General features: G+C 63.0%; 16 protein-coding genes. 3 read left to right on the top strand and 13 right to left on the bottom strand.

All coding sequences use genetic code 11. The features are described from left to right. Nucleotide 1 precedes the first annotated feature (1 nt). From HF682_RS16350 to glyQ, 6 genes are all read right to left on the bottom strand, one after another. Nucleotides 2–766, bottom strand: a complete 765-nt coding sequence (locus HF682_RS16350) for a M48 family metallopeptidase (protein ID WP_168878398.1) — start codon at nt 764–766, stop codon at nt 2–4. Further along, the gene (locus HF682_RS16345) at nt 721–1443 is read right to left on the bottom strand and encodes a lysophospholipid acyltransferase family protein (RefSeq protein ID WP_168878397.1); all 723 of its coding nucleotides are present in this window, start codon (nt 1441–1443) and stop codon (nt 721–723) included. Before HF682_RS16345 ends, HF682_RS16350 begins: the two co-directional genes overlap by 46 nt. A 45-nt stretch (nt 1444–1488) precedes the next feature. Next, the gene (locus HF682_RS16340; RefSeq protein WP_168878396.1) at nt 1489–2070 is read right to left on the bottom strand and encodes a phospholipid scramblase-related protein; all 582 of its coding nucleotides are present in this window, start codon (nt 2068–2070) and stop codon (nt 1489–1491) included. Further along, complete coding sequence (gmhB, locus tag HF682_RS16335; RefSeq protein ID WP_168878435.1) at nt 2070–2612, bottom strand: D-glycero-beta-D-manno-heptose 1,7-bisphosphate 7-phosphatase; 543 nt, start codon at nt 2610–2612, stop codon at nt 2070–2072. The genes HF682_RS16340 and gmhB overlap by 1 nt, the downstream gene beginning before the upstream one ends. Before the next feature lie 12 nt (nt 2613–2624). Continuing rightward, nucleotides 2625–4691, bottom strand: coding sequence for a glycine--tRNA ligase subunit beta (gene glyS / locus HF682_RS16330; protein ID WP_168878395.1), 2067 nt, complete (start codon nt 4689–4691; stop codon nt 2625–2627). A 63-nt stretch (nt 4692–4754) separates the two neighbouring features. Next, nucleotides 4755–5663, bottom strand: a complete 909-nt coding sequence (glyQ, locus tag HF682_RS16325; protein WP_205882143.1) for a glycine--tRNA ligase subunit alpha — start codon at nt 5661–5663, stop codon at nt 4755–4757. Nucleotides 5664–5802: 139 nt separating this feature from the next. Between glyQ and HF682_RS16320 the strand changes: the two genes are divergently transcribed. Continuing rightward, the gene (locus HF682_RS16320; RefSeq protein ID WP_168878393.1) at nt 5803–7272 is read left to right on the top strand and encodes an NAD(P)H-hydrate dehydratase; all 1470 of its coding nucleotides are present in this window, start codon (nt 5803–5805) and stop codon (nt 7270–7272) included. 6 nt (nt 7273–7278) lie between these two features. On the opposite strand, the gene HF682_RS16315 is transcribed toward HF682_RS16320, so the two are convergent. Further along, the gene (locus HF682_RS16315; protein ID WP_168878392.1) at nt 7279–8094 is read right to left on the bottom strand and encodes a c-type cytochrome; all 816 of its coding nucleotides are present in this window, start codon (nt 8092–8094) and stop codon (nt 7279–7281) included. 202 nt (nt 8095–8296) lie between these two features. Here HF682_RS16315 and ribA point away from each other — a divergent pair, with 202 nt between their 5' ends. Beyond that, on the top strand, nt 8297–8890 hold the full coding sequence (gene ribA, locus HF682_RS16310; RefSeq protein ID WP_168878434.1) for a GTP cyclohydrolase II: 594 nt from the start codon (nt 8297–8299) through the stop codon (nt 8888–8890). 7 nt (nt 8891–8897) lie between these two features. Here ribA and HF682_RS16305 read toward each other — a convergent pair whose 3' ends face one another. The 6 genes from HF682_RS16305 to HF682_RS16280 form a co-directional block, all read right to left on the bottom strand. Then, entirely contained in the window at nt 8898–9836 is a 939-nt protein-coding gene (locus HF682_RS16305) for a VirK/YbjX family protein (RefSeq protein ID WP_168878391.1), read from the bottom strand. Nucleotides 9837–10034: 198 nt separating this feature from the next. Beyond that, nucleotides 10035–10811: an ABC transporter ATP-binding protein gene (locus HF682_RS16300; protein WP_168878390.1), complete on the bottom strand. Its 777-nt coding sequence runs from the start codon at nt 10809–10811 to the stop codon at nt 10035–10037. Then, complete coding sequence (locus HF682_RS16295) at nt 10808–11857, bottom strand: FecCD family ABC transporter permease (protein WP_205882133.1); 1050 nt, start codon at nt 11855–11857, stop codon at nt 10808–10810. The genes HF682_RS16300 and HF682_RS16295 overlap by 4 nt, the downstream gene beginning before the upstream one ends. Next, a complete protein-coding gene (locus HF682_RS16290; RefSeq protein WP_168878389.1) occupies nt 11854–12975 on the bottom strand; it encodes an ABC transporter substrate-binding protein in 1122 nt (373 codons plus the stop codon). The genes HF682_RS16295 and HF682_RS16290 overlap by 4 nt, the downstream gene beginning before the upstream one ends. A 7-nt stretch (nt 12976–12982) precedes the next feature. Further along, nucleotides 12983–13288: a DUF2218 domain-containing protein gene (locus HF682_RS16285; RefSeq protein WP_168878388.1), complete on the bottom strand. Its 306-nt coding sequence runs from the start codon at nt 13286–13288 to the stop codon at nt 12983–12985. Between the two features lie 43 nt (nt 13289–13331). After that, nucleotides 13332–15272 (bottom strand): TonB-dependent receptor domain-containing protein, encoded by a 1941-nt coding sequence (locus tag HF682_RS16280; RefSeq protein WP_168878387.1) that lies wholly within the window; start codon nt 15270–15272, stop codon nt 13332–13334. 178 nt (nt 15273–15450) lie between these two features. Here HF682_RS16280 and HF682_RS16275 point away from each other — a divergent pair, with 178 nt between their 5' ends. Beyond that, nucleotides 15451–16377 (top strand): helix-turn-helix transcriptional regulator, encoded by a 927-nt coding sequence (locus HF682_RS16275; RefSeq protein ID WP_168878386.1) that lies wholly within the window; start codon nt 15451–15453, stop codon nt 16375–16377. Nucleotides 16378–16495 lie beyond the last annotated feature (118 nt).

The following is a 16495-nucleotide window of genomic DNA, read 5'->3' as shown; positions in this document are numbered from 1 at the left end:
CTCAGCCTAGCCGCATCCAGCGATGGCCCTGCTGCTTTAATACGCTGCGCAAGTGCAAATACGATGGGCACAGGCGAGCCACTTCTGCCCAGAAGCGAGGGGAATGGTTGAACTCCAGCAGGTGGGCCAGCTCGTGGCACACCACATAGTCCACCACTTCGGGTGGGGCTTGCAGCAGACGCCAGTTCAGGCGTATCTCACCGTGCCGGTTACAGCTGCCCCAGCGTCCACGTGCAGAAGACAAACTCAGCGGGGGTACCGGGCGCTGCATCATCGCCGCAAAATGGCTCAGCCGTGCCAGCAAGTAGGGCAGGGCCTGCTGGCGGTAATAACGGCTGACCGCCTGCGGCAAGGCGTCTGCCGCTGCCGCAACCGGCACACGCACCACCAGATGCGCCCCATCCCGCTCAACCCGGCTGCTGCGGCCTGCGGCGGGAAGGCACACCAAGGTCAAGGGCTCACCCAGCCATTCCACGGTGCCACCATCCTGCAGCGCAGGCACGGGCTCCGCAGCGGTTTGCAGATGACGCAGCAGCCAGCTGGCCTTATCTCGCAGCAGCGGCGTGAGGTCATGCAGGGGGTAGCGCTGCGGCAGCTGCAGGGTGAGCTGCCCGTCACGGATCAACAGGCCCACCGTGCGGCGGGCGCTACGTTTCAGCTGGATCGGCCAAGACTGCGATGCCAGCTGCAGGGTGCCGCCCTGCTCAGTCAGCTGCCAGCTTAGCGCGGCAGCGTGCTGATGCGCTGGACTTCGTCTTCGATCCACGTCTCAGCCACATCGGTCAGCGTCGTCGCATCCCGACCTTCCGGATAAACCGGGCGGCCAATGCTCACCGTGATGGTGCCAGGTCGCTTCCACCAGGAATTGCGCGCCCAGAATTCACCGGCATTGTGTGCCACCGGCACCAGCGGCACATCCAGCGCGCGAGCCAGCTCGGCACCGCCCTTCTTGTATTTGACGCGACGTCCCGGCGCAATGCGCGTGCCTTCCGGAAAAATCACGATCCAGAAACCATTGTCCAGGCGGTTGCGTGCCGCCGCTACCATCTTTTCCTTGGAGCGGGCACCGGCCTTGCGGTCGATGAAGATGGTGGAAATGGTGGCCAGGCCCCAGCCAAAGAACGGCAGCCAGCGCAGCTCCTGCTTGGCGATATACACCTGCGGCGGAAAGATGAACTGCAGTGCCATGGTTTCCCACGCTGACTGATGCTTGCTGTAGATCACCGCCGGACGGTCCGGGATATTCTCTGCCCCTTCCACCACATACTTGATGCCGCAGATATGCTCGATCACCCACATGGTGATGAGGGTCCAGCCACGCTGGGTCATGATGCGGTAACGCAGCTGCGGCGGCAGTGGCAGGATCAGCACCCCGATCAGGCAGTACAGGGGGGTGGTCAACAGCGCAATCAGGTAGAACAACAGGGAGCGGATAACCAGCATGGCGGGGTTTTCGTCACAAAAGGGGGGAGTTTAAGGGATGAATCATCATTCTTTCAGTACCATGTCGATGCACAGTACCGAGGCCAGCATCAGCCGCATCAGCTCCGGCTGGTTACAGGCTTGCGGGTCCAGCTCCAGCCGGTAATCGTCAGCGGTGGTAAACAGCTCTTTCACAAAGCCGTTCCAGACTTTGGTGATGGTAGCCCAATGCTTCTGCTCGTCCACCACCCGATAATCACGGCCGCGCCAATGCCCCAGCAGGCGGCCGACCTCATGATCGGTCCGGTCAAGCAGCTGAAACGCACCACCCGACGACAAGGGTATCTGCTGGAAACAGCCCAGGTAACTGCCATCATGCAGATGCACCTTGACCGTGGAGCGGAGGAAGGCAAAGCCGCGGCTCACCTCCATCACCAGATGGCCCTTGCGATCGCGCACCTGCAGGCGGAAGGGCAGGATACGCTTGTACTTGCCGTAACGAAAAGCCTTGTTGAACCAGTTCAGCTTCTCTTCCGTGCAGGTCAGCTGCAGCTGGCCGTGCTGATCCAGCACATCATAACCGTTGGCGGCCTTGAACACCCCGGGGTGTTCACGCACATGCAAGACCGGACTGGCTTCCCAGCTCATCATTCCTCCGTCAGCAATCGCTGCACCACGGCCTGCAGATCGGGCTCAATACGGGTCCCTTTCGGCAGGCCGCCCTTGGCCAGGGTACGCTCGCCCTTGCCGGTGCGTACCAGCCAGGGACGGGTGCCCAGTGCCTGTCCTGCCTGCAGGTCACGCAGGCTGTCGCCCACCGCAGGCACCCCGTTCAGGTCCGCCAGACCGTAGTGCTGCATGATCTGGCGAAACAGGCCATCCTTGGGCTTGCGACAGTCACATGCCGCGTCCGGGCCATGCGGGCACCAGGTGATCAGGTCGATGCGCCCACCCAGCGGCTGCAGCAAGCGTTGCAGCTTGTCGTGCATCGCCTGCAAGGTGGCCAGGTCAAACAGGCCGCGGCCAATGCCGGACTGGTTGGTGGCCACCGCCACCGTCCAGCCCGCCTGGCAAGCGGACGCGACCGCTTCCAGGCTACCTGCTAACGGTATCCATTCCTCGGGTGACTTCACGAAGTCATCCCGGTCGTGGTTCAGCACGCCGTCCCGGTCCAGAATCAGCAGCTTCAACGAGGCGCTCACTCAGTCGGCCAACAAGGCGATTTCCGCCACCTGATTCATCAAGCCCGCCAGTGCCTGCAACAGGGCCAGGCGGTTCTGCCGTACCGCCAGATCGTCGGCCATCACCATCACCTGATCAAAGAAAGCATCCACCGGCGCACGCAGGCCCGCCAGCTGTTTCAGGCCGCCGGTGTAGTCGCCCTGCTGCAGGGCGGCGCGGACCGGGGCTTCCAGGGCGCGGGTTGCGTCAAACAAGGCCCGTTCAACATCTTCCTGCAGACGGGTCGGGTCGACCTCCGGCAAGGGCTCGCTGACCTTTTTCAGAATGTTGCGGATACGTTTGTCGGCGGCGGCCAAGGCTGCCGCTTCCGGCAGGCGGCGGAATTCCGCCACTGCCGCCAGACGGGCTCGTACACGGTCCAATTGCGCCGGTTGCAGTGCCAGTACAGCCTCCACCTCACGCGGATCAAATTCGCCAGACAGCAAATGCTTCAGGCGATCCTGCATGAAGCCGTTAACGCCTGCCACCACATCAGCTGCCAGCACGCCCGGCTCGAAGGTATCCGCCGTCATCTGCAGCAATTGCGGCAAGGACAGCGGCAGCTCAGCTTCCACCAGCATGCGCAGCACCCCCAGCGCGGCGCGGCGCAGGGCAAACGGGTCTTTGTCGCCGGTCGGAATCAGGCCAATACCGTAGATGCCCACCAGCGTTTCCAGCTTGTCGGCCAGCGCCACGCTGAGTGCGACCGGACCTTGAGGCAGGCTGTCACCGGCAAAGCGCGGGTGGTAATGCCCTTCAATGGCCGCAGCCACCTCAGCGTGCTCGCCATCCAGACGGGCATAGTAGGTGCCCATGATGCCTTGCAGCTCAGGGAATTCCCCCACCATGTCGGACAGCAGGTCAGCCTTGGCCAGACCGGCGGCACGGCTGGCCAGCGCACGGACCGCCCCCAGCAGCGCGGCAATCTCAGCTGCCAGCGCCTGCAGGCGGCTGACCCGTTGCAGCTGCGAGCCCAGCTTGTTGTGGTACACCACTTCGGCCAAACGCGGGATGCGACTGTCCAGCGGGTGCTTCTGATCCTGCTCGAAGAAGAACTGCGCGTCCGACAAGCGCGCGCGCAGCACCCGCTCATTGCCCTGAATGATGTGTGAGGGGTCAGCCGTTTCCAGATTGGACACCAGCAGGAAGCGCGGCAGCAGCTTGCCTTGGCGGTCCAGCAACGGGAAATACTTCTGGTTTTGCTGCATGGTCAGCATCAGGCACTCTTGCGGCACCTTGAGGAAGTCCGCGTCGAACTCGCCGACATAGACCTTGGGCCACTCTACCAGCGCCGTCACTTCGTCGATCAGCTCCGGTTCAGCGCCAATCACTGCATCCAGCCGCTCGGCTGCTTGCTGCAGCTCACGCTCGATCAGCGCCTTGCGCGCAGCGGTACTGGCCACCACCTTGCCCTGCTCGAACAGAACCCGCGCGTAATCATCCGCATGCGCGAGGGTGATCACGCCCTCAGAGAGGAAGCGGTGACCACGGGTATCCCGTCCGGCCTGCAATGCCAGCACCGATACCGGCAACACGGCGCTGCCGTGCAGTGCGATCAGGCTTTTCACCGGGCGTACGAACTGTACGTCGGAATCGCCCCAGCGCATCACCTTGGGGATCGGCAGCTTCTTCACTGCCAGCTGCAGCACATCCGGCAGCAGGCTGGCCAGCGGCTCACCGTCCCGGCGGCTGCGGTAGACAAACACCTCCTGCTTGCCGTCCGGCATGGTCTGCAAGGTGTTCCATTCCACGCCGCAGGAGCGGGCAAAGCCGAGCAGCGCCGGAGTGGGCTGCCCGTCTTTCAGGCCAGAGGCCACCGCCGGGCCTTTGCGCTCGATCTGCTGCTCGGGCTGCTGCGCCCGCACCTGCGGGATCCGCACCGCCAGGCGGCGCGGGCTGGCAAACGGCTGCCATTCCACCCCGGCATCCACCAGCTGCAGTTTCTGCAGCTCTTCGTACAGGGTCTGGGCGAAAACCTGCCCCAGGCGCGCCAGCGCCTTGGGCGGCAATTCTTCGGTGTGCAACTCAATCAACAGGGTGTCTTGCATGGTCTATCTCATCCGGGCAACACCTGCCGCAGCAGGTGTGAAAATCATGGCTGGCGGCAGGTCTTAGCCCTGCTTGCACATCGGGAAACCCAGCGCTTCGCGGCTATCATAAAATGCTTGCGCCACAGCACGGGCCAGATTGCGGATGCGGCCAATATAGGCTGCACGCTCGGTCACCGAGATGGCGCCACGGGCATCCAGCAGGTTGAAGGTATGCGCGGCCTTCAGCACCATTTCGTACACCGGCAGCGCCAGCCCCACCTGCTGCGTATTCATCACTTCCAGCAGGCGCTTGGCCTCGGACTCGAAGTAGTTGAACAGCGTGAACAGGCCGTCGACATTGCTGTGTTCAAAGTTGTAAGTGGACTGTTCCACTTCGTTCTGATGGTAGACATCGCGGTACCAGATCTTGCTGCCGTCCGGACCTTCTGCCCACACTAGGTCGTAGACATTTTCCACGCCCTGGATGTACATGGCCAGCCGCTCCAGCCCATAGGTGATTTCACCCAGCACCGGCTTGCAGTCCAACCCGCCCACTTGCTGGAAGTAGGTGAACTGGGTCACTTCCATGCCATTGAGCCACACCTCCCAGCCAAGGCCCCAGGCCCCCAGTGTCGGGTTTTCCCAGTCATCCTCAACAAAGCGGATGTCGTGCACGGTCGGGTCGATGCCCACAGCACGCAGGCTGTCGAGGTACAGTTCCTGGATGTTGTCCGGGTTCGGCTTCAACGCCACCTGAAACTGGTAATAGTGCTGCAGGCGGTTGGGATTTTCACCGTAGCGACCATCCTTCGGGCGGCGCGAGGGCTGCACATAGGCGGCGCGCCATGGCTCCGGGCCGATGGCCCGCAGGAAGGTGGCGGTATGGCTGGTCCCGGCGCCCATTTCCATATCGTAGGGTTGCAGCAAGGCGCAGCCCTGCTTACCCCAATACTGTTGCAGCGTTAGAATCAGATCCTGAAAAGTGCGCATACTCATCTAGCCTGTACCGGTTGCCGCCCGCGTGGCGGTCCATCCGGCCTGATGGCCGGAGGTTCAAAACGCTTGATTTTACTTGGAATGTGGTGCCGGCAAAAGAACGTTTTCCCATCCGAGCTGCAGAAAGCTGCCCATGTCTGATTGCGATCGCCCCAACCTGCCCCCCTGTCTGCGCAGCTTCGCCTTGCGGCAGCTGGAAATGCAGCATGCCCACCTACAGCCGCCCCTGATGGAGCGGGCGGGGCAGGCAGCGGCAGACTGGCTGCTGCCGCGCCTGCAAGCCGGGGACCGGTTACTGCTGCTGGCAGGCCCCGGCAACAATGGGGGCGACGTGCTGGTGATGGCCCGCCACCTGCACCAGCGCGGCGTACCGCTGCATCTGGTGTGGCTGGGCGAGGAGGCGCGACTACCCGGCGATGCCGCTGCGGCCCTGCAGCAATTGCGCGCAGCGGGCTGTCCGCTGCACACCAGTCTGCCACCGGCGCAGCAGTGGGACTGGGCGGTGGATGGCCTATTCGGCATTGGCCTGCAGCGCCCGCTGCAAGGACAGTATGCCGAGGCCGTGAACTACCTCCATCTGTACGCCCGCCGCATCCTGGCGCTGGACATTCCCAGCGGCCTGCAGGCCGATACGGGCTACCCTACCGGTCCGGCGGTACGCGCCCAGTACACGCTGACCTTCCTCAGCGACAAGCCAGGCCTGTGGACCGGGGCCGGGCAGGATCATGCGGGTGAGGTGCATATCGCTCCGCTGCTGGATACCCTCAGCGTGACTGATGGCTGGCGACTGGACCAGCTACCCGCCCGGTTGCCTGCACGGCCGCATGACAGCCACAAGGGCCGCTTCGGGCGGGTGGGTATCATCGGTGGTGCGGCAGGCATGCAGGGCGCGGCCTTGCTGGCCGGGCGCGCAGCGCTGCAGCTGGGTGCCGGGCGGGTGTGGCTGGGCGGGCTGTCGCCACTGCCGCTGGATGTATCCCACCTGCAGTTGATGCAACAACCCGCAGACACGCTCTGCACACAAGCGCTGGAAGCACTGGTGGTCGGGCCGGGCATGGGGCTGGAACATGCGGCTTTGCAGCTCCTGCAGCAGTCGCTGCACAGCACAGCACCGCTGCTGCTGGACGCCGATGCACTAACTTTGCTGGGCGCACACCCGGCGTTACACACCACGGTACAGCAGCGGCCAGCGCCAACCCTGCTCACCCCGCACCCGCTGGAAGCTGCCCGCCTGCTTGGCTGCACCGTCGCGGATATTCAGGCAGACCGCATACAGCACGCCTTGCAGTTGGCACAGCAATTCAAGGCTTGGGTGGTGCTGAAAGGCGCAGGCAGCATTGTGGCCAGCCCGGATGGGCAATGGTGGGTGAACGGCAGCGGTAACCCCGGCCTGGCGGTGGCGGGCATGGGCGATGTGCTGGCGGGCATGGTGGCGGCCCTGCTGGCACAAGGCATGGCGGCCGGTGACGCCCTGCTCGGCGCAATCTGGCTGCATGGTGCAGCCGCCGACGATGCGGTCGCCCAGCAGGGCGGGCCGATCGGCTTGAGTTGCGATGAAGTCATCACCGCGGCCCGGTCACGCCTGAACCGGGCCTGCTACTGACATCGTTTAAGGAGTGACCTTGCGTCCGGCCATATGCTGCAGGTACTGCAGCAATTCACCCAGCTGCGCGTCCGACAGGCTTTGCGCGCTCAAGGCCGGCATCTGCCCTTTTTCCCACCAGCGTACACTCTTGGGATCGCGGATCAGCTGGCGCAGGAAGCGCTCGCCCAGATATTCGGTCGGGTTATACGGCACATTCAGATCCGGCCCCAGGCGGGCGTCGCCCCCCTGGTTCAGGCTGTGGCAGGCCAGGCAATGCTGTTTGAAATGGGCAAAGCCCTGCCAGACCGCGCCTTGTCGTGGCAAGGCGGCATCGGGTAGCAGCATGGGAAAGCGCTCTTCCAGCGGAGCCACCCGGTCAATCATCGCCAGCTGGTACGGCCACATCTCAGCGGTGATCTTGCCTTGCTCCGGATGGGTCCACACCACGTACAGCGGGCCGGCTCCCGGCTTACCAGGCTTCAGCGGTGGCCAAGGCGCTTGCGGGCTTTCCACCGCCAGCCAGGCTTGTGCCCCCTGCTCATTCAGGAAGGGTGACGCATCCGCCGTCATGGCGAAGCCATCCAGCGCCACCAGCCGCAGCTGGTCGCCGGGCTGAAAGCCTGCCTGCCGCAGCAGCGGCGCCAGCGGCAGCGCCTGATACTGCATGCTGCGGTTGTAGGCAATGTCATTGGGAATGGTAATGGCGCTCAGGCCAGGCTGCTCCTGCAAGGTAGCCAGCTCATACGTTACCGTCTGCCGGGCAGACTTCAGGGTCAGCGCGGGTGCCGCCAGCAGCGGCCCGCTACAGCACAGCAAAAACACACAGAACAAGCGCCACATCTCGGTCTCCTCCTGTCAAAAAGGACAGCATACGTCAGCCTGCACCTGTTTTTGACCGGTCATCTGACGGCATTCCGACCAATGGACAGGTGTATACTTGAAAACAGGCAACATGCCCTGATTTATAGCGCATGCAGGATGCACCTGCTGTCTACTGTTCCAACCCGGCTGGCCTGTGGCCGCCCTGACCGATCTGCACCTGATGACACCGCCCCTGGAAAAAATTGCCAGCGCCCGTCTGCCCACCCGCCATGGTGAGTTTGACGCCCATGCCTTCCGCAACCCGGACAATGGTGTAGAACACCTTGCCCTGACCATCGGAGAGGTTGCCGGTGACGGGGTACTGGCTCGGCTGCATTCCGAATGCCTGACGGGCGATGCGTTTGGCTCGCTGCGTTGTGATTGTGGCGAACAGCTGGACCGCGCCTTGCAGCGCATTGTGCAGGAAGGGCGTGGCGTACTGCTGTATCTACGCGGCCACGAAGGCCGTGGCATTGGTCTTGCCCACAAGATTGATGCCTATCGGCTGCAAGATAGCGGGCTCGATACCGTAGACGCCAACCTGGCACTGGGCCTGCCGGTGGATGGCCGCGAGTACCACGATGCCGTCAACATGCTGCAGCAACTGGGCGTACGTTCGGTGCGTCTGATGAGCAACAACACGCAAAAGCTGGACGCGCTGGAGGCGGCGGGCATCACGATTCTGGAGCGGGTGGAACACATCGTGGAAGCCAACGATGAAAACGCCGCCTACCTGGAAACCAAGCGGCGGCGCATGGGGCATCTGCTGGATTAACGCCGGGTCAGGCCTGCTGCAGGTACAAGGTCTGATACATCTGCTCGCTCATGTCCTGATACAAGGCCTCGCGCCGCCGGTATTCAGCACGCTTGTTGGCCGGAATCTCCCGCGACCGCTCCGGCGCCTGCAGCGGAATATCATAGAGCCCGTCCGCACGGCGCGAGCCGCCACACATGTCCCACAACGCCACATAGTCCATCTGGATCTGTTTTTTCCAGCTGTAGCGGCCTGCCCGGTAGACATGCTGGGCCTGGGTAATGGCTTCGATACGCGCTGCCGCAAACCAGCGCGCCACCCGGCGCAGCGCCTCCACCAGCAACAGCCTTGGCTGAATGCCGTGCAGGTCACGCGTGGCCTGTTTAAGCGCCTCCCGGCAATTCAGGCCTCCTTGCGCCCCCCCCACCTTGATCACGCGGCCCTCTGCACCTTCAGCCAGCAGCAGGGTCAAGGTCACCAGCACCCGGCCTTCGGCCAGCAGCTGCAGGCACATGCCGCCCTCCTTGTCGAACTTGCCATTGCGGGTGAACTGCAGGGTATACACAGCCCCGCTCTTGCCCTGCAACTGTGCCAGCGGCCAGCCTTGCCCATTCAGGATGGGCTCCACCAATCCCGGCTTGAGCAAGGTAAACAACAGGCGATAGTGGTTCAGCAGCAGTTCGGCCCGCTCGGCGGCTGTCAACCGGCAATCAAAAAACGGGCGATGTACCCGCTCCCAGAAAGCACCCTCGCGTTTCGCCAAGGTGCCGAGGCTGGTTTGCTGCAACAGCTGGAACCAGCGCACACTTCCCTGCCAGTAAAACAAGGAACGCGACAGAAAGCGAAGCTTGCGCCCCAGCCGCTGCCCCTTTCGATCGGAAAACTGGCGATACGCCCACCAGACCGTGGACCAGGCTTGGGTGGATACAAAAGAGCGCGCAGGCGCAGCAAGGGCAGTGTGAGACATGATCAGCATTAACCAGATTCGGCACCCTTGGCCCCTGCTGTCATGGCGCTGTCATTGCTGCAGGGTCAGGCGTCCGTTACGCCATAACAGCGCCCATGCTAGGCGCCTCATCCCAAGGCCAGCCAAAGGAAGACGCGATCCGGCTTAATGCTGTCCAAAGCCGCAGGCGGATCACCTGCCCGGCGCGGATGCCGGCATTCAAAGTGGCGGAAAGCCTTGTGCTGCACCATCCACCATCAGCCAGTGCCGCCCTTGCGAGCAGGTTTCCAGGCGGGTGTCGATGGCGTAAACCGTTCGCAGCGTGTCCGGGCGAATCACCTGCTCCGGTCGCCCCTGGGCATAGAGCCCTCCCCGGTGCATCAGCAGCACTTGATCGGCATGGCGCAAGGCGATGTTCAGGTCATGCAGCACCAGGATGGTGATCATCTGCCGGGTCTGCGTCTCTGCTTTCAACCAGGCCATGACCTGATGTTGCTGGTACAGGTCCAATGCGCTGAGTGGCTCATCCAGCAGCAGCAGGCGCGGCTGCCGCAATAGCGCCTGCGCGATGCCGACACGCTGCCGCTGGCCACCTGACAGCTCTGCCAGTGGTGTATGCGCCTGTTCCTGCAGATCCATGGCATGCAACATGTTGGCCAGCTCGGCATAGCGGGCTGCAGCGTTGTCGCCAGACAGCTGTCGCGCCAGCCGCAGCGCCTCCAGCACGCTCAGGCGGGAGGGGGGTGGCAGCGCCTGCGGCAGACAGGCTGCTTGTGCCGCCAGCGCCGCCCGGCTCACCGGGGCGCCATCCTGCCACAGGGTGCCTTCCGCCGGAATCTCGCCCATCAAGGCGCGCAGCAAGGTCGATTTACCACAGCCATTCGGCCCCAGCACGGCCACCAGCTCACCCGCCCGTAGCGCTTGACAGGACAAGCCCTGCAAGACCGGTCGTTGACGATAGCCGACGGTCAGGTCCTGCCAATACAGTTGCTTCATGCCACACCCCCGGTGCGCCGCAACACCAGCCACAGGAACGCGGGCACCCCCAGCAGGGCCGTGATGATGCCCACCGGGATCATGACCCCCGGCATCAGGTTCTTGCTCAGCAGCGCGGCCAGCGATAGCAACACACCGCCAATCAGGCCACTGGCCGGGATGGCGTATCGCTGATCATCCCCCACCATGCGTTGCGCCAGCGGTGGCGCCATCAGGCCAATAAAGCCAATGGTGCCGGTAAAGGCCACCGCCAGCGCAGCCAGCAAGCTGACACGCAACAGGGCCTGTCGCCGTACCCGCTGCACCGGCACTCCCAAGCCGCGTGCCCTTGCCTCACCCAAGCGGAAGGCCGTCATCATCCAGCGTGCGCGCCACCACCATGGCAGCACCAGCAACAGCGCCCCGGCCAGGACCGCCACAGCCGTCCACGAAGCATGACCAAAGCCGCCCATGATCCAGAACACCAGCCCTTGCAAATCCTCAGCAGAGGCGAGGAACTGCACCAGCGACAGCAGCGCGTTGAAGGCGAACACCAAGGCGATGCCGAACAGCAGCACGGCCTGCCGGTCTGTGCCGGGGCGTCGTGCCTGCTGGTCCAGCAACAGTGCGGTACCCATGGCAAACAGAAAGGCATTGCCCGGTACCAGCCAGACGGTTGCCAATCCCGGCAGGCTGACGCCCAGCACCATGGCCAACGCAGCGCCGCAAGCCGCCGCCGGGGCCAGCCCCAGGGTGAAGGCATCGGCCAGTGGATTATCCAGAATGGTCTGCATCTCGGCGCCGGCTACCCCAAGCGCCACGCCCGTCAACACCGCCAGCAGGGCGGCTGGCAGGCGAATGTCCCAGACAATGGTGCGCGCAATCGGGTCGGCCTGCCCTGGTTGCCACAGGGTCTGCCACCACTCTCGCAGTGTCAGTGCCGAAGGGCCGGTGATGCCATCCAGCAGCAAGCTCAGCAGGCACGCCAGCAGCAGCACACCCAGCAAGGCCTGACGGCGACGCTCGATGCGCAGCTGGCTGTGCTGCAGGGCGAGTGCGACGCTCAATGCCCGCTGACCCAGTACGTGCCGCTTGGGGCGACGGCCAGGAACTGCTGATGCAGCCGAAGCCAGGTTTGCTGCGGGTTCACCTGCTGCATCAGGTCCGGGTGCATCCAGCGCGCCATGGCTTGCACCAGTACCACGTGCAGCGGGGTGTTGTAGAAGTGATGCCAGGCACCCAGCACCTGCCCTTGCCGGATGGCGGGCAGTTGGCCCAGCTGCCCGCGTCGCGCGGTCTGCAACAGGCTGTCTCTAGCAAGTCTGGCGTCAATCTCCGCCCCCATTTTCAGGCCACTGGCCGCATCCGGGGCATTGGCGCCGGTCAGCAGGTAAAAAGGCGGGCGGGCAGCCAAGACCTTCTCCACGCTCACCTCACCCATGGCGCCGGGTACCCAATCTGCTGCCAGATTGCGGCCACCGGCAAACGCCACCATCTCGCCCAGGCTGCCTTTGCCGGGTGACATCATCTGCGGCATGCTGCCACCCCGTAAGTCCACCAGCACCGCCGGGCGCTGGTTGCCGGGTAGTTTGGTCAGTGCTTGACGGACCTTGTCCATTTCCTGCTGGTAGAAGCTGATGAAACGCTCGGCCTCCTGCTCGCGCTGCAGGACCTTGCCCAACAAACGCATGCTGGGTACGGTGTGGGTGAGCGGCGAAACACGGAAGTCGACAAACACCACCGGCACACCGGCTTTCTCCAGATCATGCAGCACCTTGCTGTCGACATCCGGACCATGCCCCGCCAGCGTAAAGATGGCCAGATCCGGCCGTACCGCCAGCACTTTCTCCGCGCTGACCGACTCTTCATCCGCCTTGCCGATCAGGGGGATACGCTCAATCTCGGGAAACTGTTTCTGATACTGCCGATAGGTCTGCCCATCCAGCAGTTTGAGGTCGCCCTGCCAGCCCGCGATGCGCTTGAGCGGCTGCTTGCCTTCCAGCAAGGCCAGCGTATACAGCAAGCGCCCCTCGCCCAGCACAATGCGCCCCACTTTGGCAGGCAGCTTGACCTGACGTCCGGCCAGATCCGTCACGGTTTCCGCCTTGATCTGGCCCAGCGGGAGCAGTAAACCGAGCAGCAGGCCAGCCTTGTAAAAATAACTGAGTATGCTTTTCATCATCATTTCTATTCTACGATAAGTCCAGCGGCTGCGACCAGCAACAGGTCAGCGGTACCTTGCGGGTCAGCAGTTCCAGGTGCGCTTGCAGCACAGTTTGCAATTGCTGCAGGTTGTCCTCACTGCTGGCCTGGCAGCGGAAGACCAGGTCTTCCGCGGTGGCCTGCATATGACACCCCCCCCAGGGGAAGCAAGCTCGGGCTTGTCGTTCGTCGAACTGCACGTCAATCTTGCGGGCAAAATGCTTGCACAGCTTGAACAGCAGACGCGAAGCCTCGCTGGTCTGCACAATGGCTTCACTTTGCAACATGATGGTCATTTCCCTCGCCGACCACCCCATGAGGTGGCCGGCATCAAGTGGTTCAGAATTGCCAGCTGGCATCCAGACGAATGCTGCGACCCGGCTCAGGCAAGCCGATCAGCCGTTTCATCCCGGCGTGATAGCCATAGGTGGCGTGGTCGTAATAGGCTTTGTTGAACAGGTTCTGCACCGTCAGGGTCAGGAACAGCTTTTCCTTTTCAACCGGCTGCCAGCGCACATAGACGTCATGGACGTTGTAGCCCGGCTTGACCTGCTCTTTCCCGTTGTAAGGGGTGTAGCGCAGTGCCGTCACCCACTTGCCGTTCCAGCCCAGCTCTACTCGCTCTGTCGGGAAGCGGTAGCTCGCATTGGCCAGCAGGGTCTTTCCATAGGTGCTGCCCAGGCCAAAGTCGTAGTCCGCCAAAGCGCGACCATCCCACTCCGGCTTGCTGCGTGACAGGCTGACCCCGGCATTCCAGCGCGCCTGACTGTACTGCAGGCCCAGTTCAAAGCCCCGAATACGCACCGCACCCGAGTTGCCACGCCCGTCGTCCAGCCCGGCCACATAGTTGTCGATACGCTGCCGGAACACACTGCCCCCCACCTTCCAACCATCTGCTTGATACTGCACTTCCAGCTCGTGCTTTTGCGCGCGCTCGGCTTTCAGATTGGGCAGGTTACGGACAATCTCGCCGCCAATCAGGGTGTCCAGGTCAAAACCTTCCTTCAAGCCCACCCCGCGCAGACTGCGTGCACTGCTGGCCGTGATCAGCCAGTCATCATTTGGAGCAAAAGTCAGCGCGCCACTGGGGCTCCAGCCACTGCTGCGGTAGGTCTGGTTGTGGTTGTCCTTGTAGGCATAGCGGTCATGCCGTAGCCCCAGCGCCAGCTGCCACTGCTCACCCAGGGTGATCTTGTCTTCAACAAACAACCCGGCGACCCGACTATCCTCTTCAGCGCGATTATCCGCACCGTTGGTCACGCTGGCGTTGTAGCGGTTGACCGGACTCAGCGCCTGAGCATGGTCTTCCCGCCAGTTGATGCCGTACTGCAGGCGGTGACGGCCGAGGGTAGATTCCAGCTTCACATCGGCCCCATGGCTGGCTACTTCTTCGCCCGCCAGACGCGTCACGGTCTGCCGGGTTGAGCGGGCCTTGGTGTGGTACAGGCTGGCCTGAATGCCGGGAAGGCCGCCCTCTTCTTTCTGCCGGTAGCTCAAAGTGGTGGTATCGCGCTCCAGCGTCTGTGGCAGAGGCTGGTTGGCAGCCCAAGCCACCATGTTCGGCCGCTGGTTGCGCACGCCTTTGTCACGCTCGTGGTTGTGGCTCAGCGTCAACTGCTGCCGGGCAGAGGGCTGCCAGTTGACTTTGGCCAGCCAACTGTCACGCTGCGAAGCGCTGTTGATTTGCCGCTGACCATTGCCGTCCTCATAATCATGATTCTGCTGCCGCGAGTAGGACAGCATGGCGTCGACTGTATCGGTAAAGCGCCCGTATACCAGTGCGCTACTGCGCCAGCCTTCGTTGCTCTGCCAGCCCTGGCTCAGGCGGGCACCCACTCGCTCACCGGGTTGCAGCAGGTCACGGGCATTCCGGGTTTGCACCCGCACCGCGCCGGCCAGCGCACCCGGCCCCGCCGTGGCAGAGGCGGTGCCCTTCTCGACCTCGACTTTTTCCACCAGCGCCGGGTCAATCATCAATCGGCTCTGGTGGTGATACAGATTGCCGCTTTGTGTGGCGCCGTCAATGGTGACATTGAGCAAGGTATCTTCCAGACCCCGGATGTACACCTTCTGCGCCGCCGACAGACCCCCACCACCCACCGTGATACCGGGGGCATCGTTGAAGATGTCGCGGATGTCCTTGGCTTGTTTGCGTGCCAGGGTCTCGGGATTGGCCCGCAAAGTGGCATTGTCGATTTCACCTACTACCTGGATCGTCGGCAAACTGGCTTGTTCAGCCTGAGCCCACCCTGCCAGCGCCAACCCAACCACGGCCACCATACGGCGCCCCCTTGCCTTAGCCTGCCCTGAATAACCCTTTTTCTGCATGGTTTTGATCATTTCTTCAACTATTGAATGAGAATTGATTGCAACAAAATGGAACGGCGCCTAGTATGGCGAGGTTGTTGCCCTTTGCGTTTTGCACGCCACTCAAACTGTTTTGCAAAAGAATCAAATCATGCTGCACCACATCCTTGACCGGTCCGACCTGCTGGCGCACGCCCGCCTCTGGGGCCCACACTACCAACTGCACGGCCAGACCCACCCGAGCGGCATGCTGCAAGGCGTATTTCGGACACACGATTGGGGCAACGGCTTGAGCCTGCATTGCTCGGACGTGCTCAACCTGCAGGATCTGCACAGTGAAGTCGTCGCAGAAGCAGGGCTGGGCTTCACCCTGCTGCTGGAAGGGGATGTGGCATTACGCTATGGCAGCGCGGAATGTGCAGACCATACACCTAGGCGGGGTGAGGCGACCTTGCTGCAGCTTCAGCAGCCGGAACGGTTGATCCGGCAGGCCCGGCGCGGTATCCGGGTACGCAAGGTTCACCTCGGCATGAGCGCAGACTGGCTGCACACGCATGATCTGCTACGGCACACCGCGCTGCCTGTGCAACACCTGCAAACGCGGCGCTGGCGGCCCTCGGCCCGATTACACGCACTGGCAGATGCCGTGCTGGACAGTCGGCTGGGTAATGCCGGTCTTGCCCTCTTGCAACTGGAGAGCCTGAGCCTGGCGATGGCGCATGAAGTCTTGCAGGCTCCACCAGCAGACCGTGCGCTACCCCCACGCGTGCAGCAACGCATGTCACAACTGCGGGACTACCTGCACGCCCTGCCCGTTGACACGACGCCCAGCCTGCAGCAACTGGCCAGCCAGTTTGCCACCAGCGCCGCCAGCCTGCAGCGCCACTTCATGCAAGCCTTTGGCTGCAGTGTGTTGCACTATCTGCGGCAAAACCGCTTGCAACAAGCCCGTGATCATCTGCTGGACGGCGGCACCATTCAGCAGGCAGCGGCTCTGGCGGGTTATGCCCAGAGTGGCAACTTTGCTACGGCCTACCGGCGTTGCTTTGGTGAGGCTCCGAGTCAAACCCGTCCCTGAGCGCTCCCGAGGCTGACGTACAAGGTCACATCCCGCCGCAGCTTGTCGTGTCACTGGTACCAAATGACAGCTTTAGTCCGCTCCATGACAAGGCATCATTCTTGCTAATGAAGTCTGA

The sequence above is a fragment of the Leeia aquatica genome (genome assembly GCF_012641365.1).
Lineage (GTDB): Bacteria > Pseudomonadota > Gammaproteobacteria > Burkholderiales > Leeiaceae > Leeia > Leeia aquatica.
Note: the sequence above shows the minus strand (reverse complement) of the source record. Positions and strands in the feature narration are given on the sequence as shown.